Source organism: Cryobacterium lyxosi, assembly GCF_004403345.1.
GTDB classification, from domain to species: domain Bacteria; phylum Actinomycetota; class Actinomycetes; order Actinomycetales; family Microbacteriaceae; genus Cryobacterium; species Cryobacterium lyxosi.
This window is the reverse complement of the sequence record NZ_SOGT01000020.1, coordinates 1-6193: the sequence shown is the minus strand read 5'-3', so window position 1 is coordinate 6193 and position 6193 is coordinate 1. Positions and strand designations below refer to the sequence as shown.

Genomic DNA, 6193 nt, shown 5'->3' with positions numbered 1-6193 from the left:
GATCAAGAGTCATACGGACCGCTCGTTCGCGAACCTCTGTTGGGTGTTTCTTGGGCATATCCGAATCCTTTCACCAGAAAGAAAGCGGCAGGAAATCAGGGACGGTTCACTTCGCCAGTGGTGAAGTATTCGACGGCTGAGCTCGTGATCACATCCGTACCAAGCCCGCAAACCGTTCCTCCTGCGGGACCATTAGGAGGTCGCGGTCTCCGCCAGACCGCTCCGCCGTCCGTGGCCTAACCAAACCTAGTGAGACTACTCGTTCGCGGCATAGGCGTAATCAGTCGCTGCCCATGCCTTAGATCAGAAGAGACTGGTCGCGCTGATCCACGACACCTTGTAGGTAGCGGGTGTGTTGCATACGGTGACGGGATTTTCCAGCGTTATGGTCCGTGACGAATCCCAATTGGGTGGACTCACGTAGGCCACATCGGCGACGGCGGTGTCACAGTCGTACGCTCCGGCATTACTGAAATGAATGGTGCTGTAAGCAGACGCCCCAGGAGCGAGTTGCACCACCTCCGGCATGCCGCTGTCTGCCGCGCGCTTCCCCACGACTGCCCCCGCAGCGCTGTCCGCGAGGTTGAAGATGGAAGGCGGTCCCTCGACCCAACAGTCGTCGCCGCCGGTGTTAGTAAACGTGATCTCGGAGAAGAACGAACCGGCTCCGCTGGCCATGGGCTGTGCGGCGATAGAAATACCCAGGTTGTCTCCGTCACACTCAGCGGCTCCGCCGGGCATCGGCGTCACATCTGCATCGATTGCGGGGACCGATGCTTCGCCAGTGGTCTCGGACTCCCCCGGATCAGGCGCTACGGGCGAAGCGGAAGCCAAAGGGTAACCGGCACTCGTGGGCGACGGGGTTGAAGACGCTGTCTCACCGCTCACCTGGCCAGCGCAGCCAGTCAAGAAGAAGATGACGGCTATTCCGGAGCAGAGTACAGAAATTTTCTTCATGATTTTCCTCGAATTGTCGTGGTGTCAGTTGATGCATGCACCTGCGGTGTACGACTGCTGGGGTGGCGGCCTCGGCGTTGGGTCTAAAGGTGCGAGTCCGTCTGTGCGGAACATGGCAGCGACTTCGGTGACAGCCTCGGTCAGATCCAAGCTTCCCATGAGGACTATCATTCGACGGCTGAGCTCACGAGATCATCCCTGGCAAGCCCGTAAACCGTTCGGCTTACGGGCACGCCATGAAGGACACTTCTTGGCATTAGAGTTCGGTTCATGATCGTTTGGCTCAACGGCACCCATGGGGCGGGAAAGACGACGACGAGCGAGTTCGTGCAGCAATTACTGCCCGACGCGCGCGTCCTCGACGCTGAGAAGGTCGGCGAGGTGCTCATGGACATCAAGCCGGGACTTCCTGCAACGGACAACTTCCAGCACTGGAAGCCGTGGCGACCGCTCGTTGTCGAAACCGCTCGGCGCGTGCTCGAGTACACCGGAGGCACACTTGTGATGCCGATGACTGTTTTGGTCGAGAGCTACTGGCGGGAGATCAGCGGTGGTCTTACCGAGCACGGCATACCGATCCACCATTTCGTCCTCCACGCCGACCAGACAACACTCCGCGAACGCATACAGAACGACAAAGACCTCGGCCCCTCGACGTTCCGTTTCGCGTACTTGGAGCCATACGCCGAGGCAGCTCATACCTGGCTACACAAAGAAGCCGAGGTCATCGACACCACACACATCACAGCGGACCAAGCCGCGCAGCAGATCGCGGATTCAGTGCTTGATCGCCGAGAACGCGGAACATCCGGCATCCTTGATGCCTGGTGAAGGATCGCTTAGCCAACCTCGCGGGAGCCCCGAGTATGCCCTTCCTGCACCGGTCCCCCGACGCTTTCGAGGACCTCATGCGCGATGCGGCAGAGCTCCTCAGATGATCGTGGAACTGACTCCGCCCACTGGACGAGACGCTTCGCAGCCGGATCTTGAAGATTCCCGAGGCGTCGCACCAGCCACTTGCCGCTTCCAAGCCAGCTGCGGTTGGCGAAGAGCAGCAGTTCCCCGGCGCGCTTGTAGACGTCCGCGATGATGGCGAACTCCTCTCCGGGATCCGGGCGTCCCTGGAGATCATCGATGGCTGCCGTAAGCCCGTATCGTAGGTCGGCTTGCTGTGTCGCGCCGATCGGCTCCGGACCTGCGGCCATCACCCCTTGCGCACGAGCCTGCAGCAGCGCCGTTGCGACGTTGTCAACAAGTGGGATGCCGCCAGCCCACATATCCAAGGCGACGGGCCGGCGCTGCTTCGCCTCCAAAGCGAACCACTCATCGATGCCCTCGGGGCCGTAAACAAATGACTCGACCAGCCAGCCGTCGTGTCTGAGCGTTTCTGCGAAGCTCGCCGGACGGTCGTCGTAGTAGACCACGATGTCGAGATCAGAAGTTCTGGTCCCGCGGCCGAGCACGATGCTGCCGGCTAAAGCGGACGCTGCCGCCTCGGGGTGTACCTTCCTGACGAATGCTTGAGCCGATTTGAGGGCCCCGTCCAGTGCCGAAGTCATGCCTTGAGCATAGGGCGACACCAACGAGCGCCGCTGGGTCGAACCGTGAATGCGCCCGTTCATGGATCTTCCTTGGGTCAATCGTCCCGTACGGGGGTTCGACGTCTGGGCGGCCGGCGCTGCTGGGTGCGTACTCTGTGGAAAGCTGGAAGTGTGGAGTACGACAACGCAATCGACACACTGATCGCATGGGCGCAGAACAGCGAGAACGTGCGCGCGATGGTGATGACTGGTTCCGCAGCCGCGCACGAGACGCATCCCCTGTCGGATCGCGATATCGAGATCTACGCCACGGACCCGACACCGCTCCTTGCAGACGATTCCTGGTGGGATCAACTTGGGGAGGTGCTCGTTGTCGAACGCTTGGCAACCCCCGGTTGGCACCCGGCCCGCTTGGTTTACTACATCGGGGGCAAGCTGGACCTGACCGTCATCAGGGCTGACGCGCTGCCGATGACCCGCCATGAGCGGCCTTTCACCTTCCTCGTGGATAAAGACAGTCTTTCCGGCTCACTGCACGTGGCTGCGGTGAGGTCGTCATTGCCCGACGAGGCGGCATTTCAGGAGCGACTGAACTGGGGGTACGCGGCTGCACTGATGTGCGCGAAGGCAATCGTCCGAGACGAACCATGGTCAAACAAGATTCGAGACAGAGACCTGAAAGCGTCACTCCTGACCCTTATTGAGTGGGATCATTGCGTGCGCCACGGTCTTGACTACGACGTGCGCTTCCTGGGGTCCCGCATGCGGCAATGGATGGACGCCGACGTGCAGCAAGCGCTTGAACAGTGCTGGGCACATTTCGACGTCGTGGACTCTGCCAGGGCTTTGCGCGCTTCGATCGCCTTGTTCGCCAGGCTTGGCAGGCGTCTCGCGGACGGCCTTGGCTTCCGGTCCTTCAACCACGACCGCGTCCACCGCGAGGTCGAAGTCATCCTCGCCACGCAGTCGGGTGCCCGTTAGAGGATCCGCTACTGGAACGTAGCTGTCCCGAAAGACGTTCCGCTTGCGGACTTCCCTCCAGGACCATTGGGTGACGGCACTCACCGGCCGTGAACCGGACTAGGCCCCCTGAATCTGCGACCGCACGAAAGCCCATCCATCCCGGCCGAGCCCTTGAATCTGAATCGAGCATTCAAAGAGCGGCGTTCTGCGTCCGCTCAAGTTCAGACGGGGAGTCATGGATCGCCTGAGGCTTGACTGTGACTGCTCGCCGCCTGCTTGCTCGAAAAACGACGAGACACAGCAGCGCTGCGCCGTGGGCCGTGGGCCCCCACCAATAGATGTTCATGACAAATCCGGACCCGAACTGCATTCCGATGCCGACAATGCCCAGCGTTGCGGCCAAGGCCGCGCTGACGCTCACTAATATTGCCCATGCGGTGCGACTGCCGCGCCACACGCCGAACAAGATCACTGCATGCGGGATCAGCCAGAGGAGAGACCATAGGGCTTCCTCGCCGCCAAAGTATCCAACGACTGTCAGCAGAACCGCAATCGCAAACCATGCTGTTGCGCCTACGCGCGTGATGCTTTCCCACAGGCCCACCATGCACCCACCCTATCGCCGGACGTCCGCAAAGGGTTCGGCTTACGGGCACGACGTTCGAGGGCCGCGTCGGCAATCCGAGCCAAGCAGGCTCGACTTAGGGCTGCGGGATCAGAAAGTGCGCGACGACTGTCAGGGCCAGGATTACCGGCACGGCGAAGACGGTACTTCGGGACATACCGCTCAGCCACCGGTTTGCTCTGAGCCGGAGCAGCAGCCCAACGATGACAGTCGCGAGCAGCGAGAAGAGGATACTCGCGCTAATCAGCGACGCACGAAAAGGTAACAACTGCGGTGGGCACACCGCTGGAAGACTGGCCGAACAGGCCCAACCGGGCAGGACCGGCTGCGCCATCCAAAGCACTAGCAAGCCCAGAAGGACGACGCAAGCTGCGACTACAGGTGAGCGCGTGGCGCCGCGTGTCTTGTTGGGCATGTCGCCAGACTATCGATCAGGCACTCCTGTTGCACGACGACCACGGCGTCGCGGTCGACGCCGAAGAACTGTATGTTCTGGGGGCAAGCGCTATATGCGTCGCGCACTTCTGCATTGCGCATGATGCCAGCTTAGGTAACCGTCCCACTGAACGTTCCCGTTGCCGGACCAGATAATCCGGCAACGAGATTTCAATTGAGGGCCCCTCTCAAAGGCCCGATTCGAACTGACGTTGAATGGTGCGATAAACGGTCGACCGCGCGACGTTGAAAAGTTCCGCCAATTCTGCGCTGGAATGTAGGCCGGCGTTGTGTACTTCGATCAAGTGTTTTTGCTGCGTCATCGACAGTTTGGGCTGCTTACCGCGAAGACGTCCTTTCGCCTTGGCCACCTGCATTCCTTCGCGCGTTCTGGCGCGGATCAGATCCGACTCGAATTCGGCGACCATCGCCAGGACGTTGAAGAGCAGGCGCCCGACCGGGTCGTTTGGATCATGCACGGCTCCGCCGATACTGAGCTTGACGTCTTTGGCCGTCAGCTCGTCAATGATGTCTTTGGCATCCCTGAGTGACCGTGCGAGTCTGTCGAGTTTGGCGACGACGAGGGTGTCTCCAGCACGGCAGGCGGCCAGCGCTTCCCGGAGTCCGGGCCTGGCCCGGTTCGTTCCGGTCAGACCATGATCGGTGTAGATCAGTGACGATCTAACGCCCAGTCGTTCGAGGGCATTTTGTTGGGCGGTGAGATCTTGTTCCTCCGCGGAAACGCGTGCGTATCCAATCAGTAATCCATCCATGGCGAAACACTCCCGCTTTGCGGAGAGCGGGTCAATAATCGTCGCAGTCGCGGTCCCTCTTGCGGACCCCTCACTCTCAGGCGTTGACCCCAAGGCGTTCCCTTTACGTGACGCTTTGTTCATCTGAGCCATGGCTAAGACGGTTCAGCTATCCTCGGATCACAAGCAATGAATGGGGACGACATGGCTTCCACACGATCGATCAATACGACAAGGCGATTGGTCGTTCTCAGTGCCGCGCTCATGGTGAGTGCGGTTGTGTCCGGCTGCTCAGTCTCGGACGTGTGCCCCACGATCGGGTGGGACAACACTGTCACCGTCGAGCTCGAAGGCACAACATCTAACGTCAGCGTCGTTGAGTTGTGCGTCGACGGCGAATGTTCAGGCCCTGCCCCAACTCAGCTATCACCAGACGAGTCCGTCGGGATCGATGAACACTCGTGGGAAATCTCGACAATAATGGCGACTCCAGAAAATGTCACTATTCGCGCACTCTCACCAAGCAAAGAAGTCCTCGCCGAGAGGGACGTGACACTCAACTGGGTCCGCGTGGGCGGCACTGAACAATGTGGCGGACCTGCCGAGACCGACCCCATCACCCTCACTATTGCATCCTGAATTCTCTGAGCGTCCCGACTTTGTGCGATCCCGCAAAGGGTTCCCATCTGACACTCCGCGCCCATGTGGTCATCTGGTATTCGAGAAGCAGGACAATAACGCCCACGGTGTACTTTTCAAAGAGCGTCGACAAGCGATGCCGACTGTCGCGGTTCACCGTCCGGTGAACGTCCCGCTTGATGCCGAGGGCGGCGCTGGTTTGGTCGGGTGTCATCAGGGGTGACGCCGGTATCGAACAGCTTCGAAGCAGACACCTCCTCCGCGTAACCGAGCCGGGAGCG

Annotated in this window: 7 protein-coding genes; 2 read left to right on the top strand and 5 right to left on the bottom strand. The window is 60.4% G+C overall.

The window, feature by feature from the left end; genetic code table 11:
- Positions 1-303: 303 nt before the first annotated feature.
- Positions 304-957 (bottom strand): DUF4232 domain-containing protein, encoded by a 654-nt coding sequence (locus tag E3T27_RS16360; protein ID WP_134574071.1) that lies wholly within the window; start codon positions 955-957, stop codon positions 304-306.
- Between the two features lie 270 nt (positions 958-1227).
- Here E3T27_RS16360 and E3T27_RS16355 point away from each other — a divergent pair, with 270 nt between their 5' ends.
- Positions 1228-1788, top strand: coding sequence for a P-loop nucleotide/nucleoside kinase family protein (locus E3T27_RS16355; RefSeq protein WP_134574069.1), 561 nt, complete (start codon positions 1228-1230; stop codon positions 1786-1788).
- 8 nt (positions 1789-1796) lie between these two features.
- On the opposite strand, the gene E3T27_RS16350 is transcribed toward E3T27_RS16355, so the two are convergent.
- Positions 1797-2579: a nucleotidyltransferase domain-containing protein gene (locus tag E3T27_RS16350; protein ID WP_134574067.1), complete on the bottom strand. Its 783-nt coding sequence runs from the start codon at positions 2577-2579 to the stop codon at positions 1797-1799.
- Positions 2580-2669: 90 nt separating this feature from the next.
- On the opposite strand from E3T27_RS16350, the gene E3T27_RS16345 reads away from it, so the two are divergent.
- A complete protein-coding gene (locus E3T27_RS16345; protein ID WP_134574065.1) occupies positions 2670-3479 on the top strand; it encodes an aminoglycoside 6-adenylyltransferase in 810 nt (269 codons plus the stop codon).
- A gap of 172 nt (positions 3480-3651) precedes the next feature.
- On the opposite strand, the gene E3T27_RS16340 is transcribed toward E3T27_RS16345, so the two are convergent.
- The 3 genes from E3T27_RS16340 to E3T27_RS16330 form a co-directional block, all read right to left on the bottom strand.
- Positions 3652-4068, bottom strand: coding sequence for a hypothetical protein (locus tag E3T27_RS16340; RefSeq protein WP_134574063.1), 417 nt, complete (start codon positions 4066-4068; stop codon positions 3652-3654).
- 94 nt (positions 4069-4162) lie between these two features.
- Positions 4163-4420 (bottom strand): hypothetical protein, encoded by a 258-nt coding sequence (locus E3T27_RS16335; protein ID WP_166786255.1) that lies wholly within the window; start codon positions 4418-4420, stop codon positions 4163-4165.
- A 289-nt stretch (positions 4421-4709) separates the two neighbouring features.
- Positions 4710-5294 (bottom strand): recombinase family protein, encoded by a 585-nt coding sequence (locus tag E3T27_RS16330; protein ID WP_134574073.1) that lies wholly within the window; start codon positions 5292-5294, stop codon positions 4710-4712.
- Positions 5295-6193 lie beyond the last annotated feature (899 nt).

What these genes read in the sequence shown, in the direction of transcription:
- E3T27_RS16360 (WP_134574071.1), bottom strand. Translation starts at nt 957, where the DNA reads ATGAAGAAAATTTCTGTACTCTGCTCCGGAATAGCCGTCATCTTCTTC.
- E3T27_RS16355 (WP_134574069.1), top strand. Translation starts at nt 1,228, where the DNA reads ATGATCGTTTGGCTCAACGGCACCCATGGGGCGGGAAAGACGACGACG.
- E3T27_RS16350 (WP_134574067.1), bottom strand. Translation starts at nt 2,579, where the DNA reads ATGAACGGGCGCATTCACGGTTCGACCCAGCGGCGCTCGTTGGTGTCG.
- E3T27_RS16340 (WP_134574063.1), bottom strand. Translation starts at nt 4,068, where the DNA reads ATGGTGGGCCTGTGGGAAAGCATCACGCGCGTAGGCGCAACAGCATGG.
- E3T27_RS16335 (WP_166786255.1), bottom strand. Translation starts at nt 4,420, where the DNA reads ATGGCGCAGCCGGTCCTGCCCGGTTGGGCCTGTTCGGCCAGTCTTCCA.
- E3T27_RS16330 (WP_134574073.1), bottom strand. Translation starts at nt 5,294, where the DNA reads ATGGATGGATTACTGATTGGATACGCACGCGTTTCCGCGGAGGAACAA.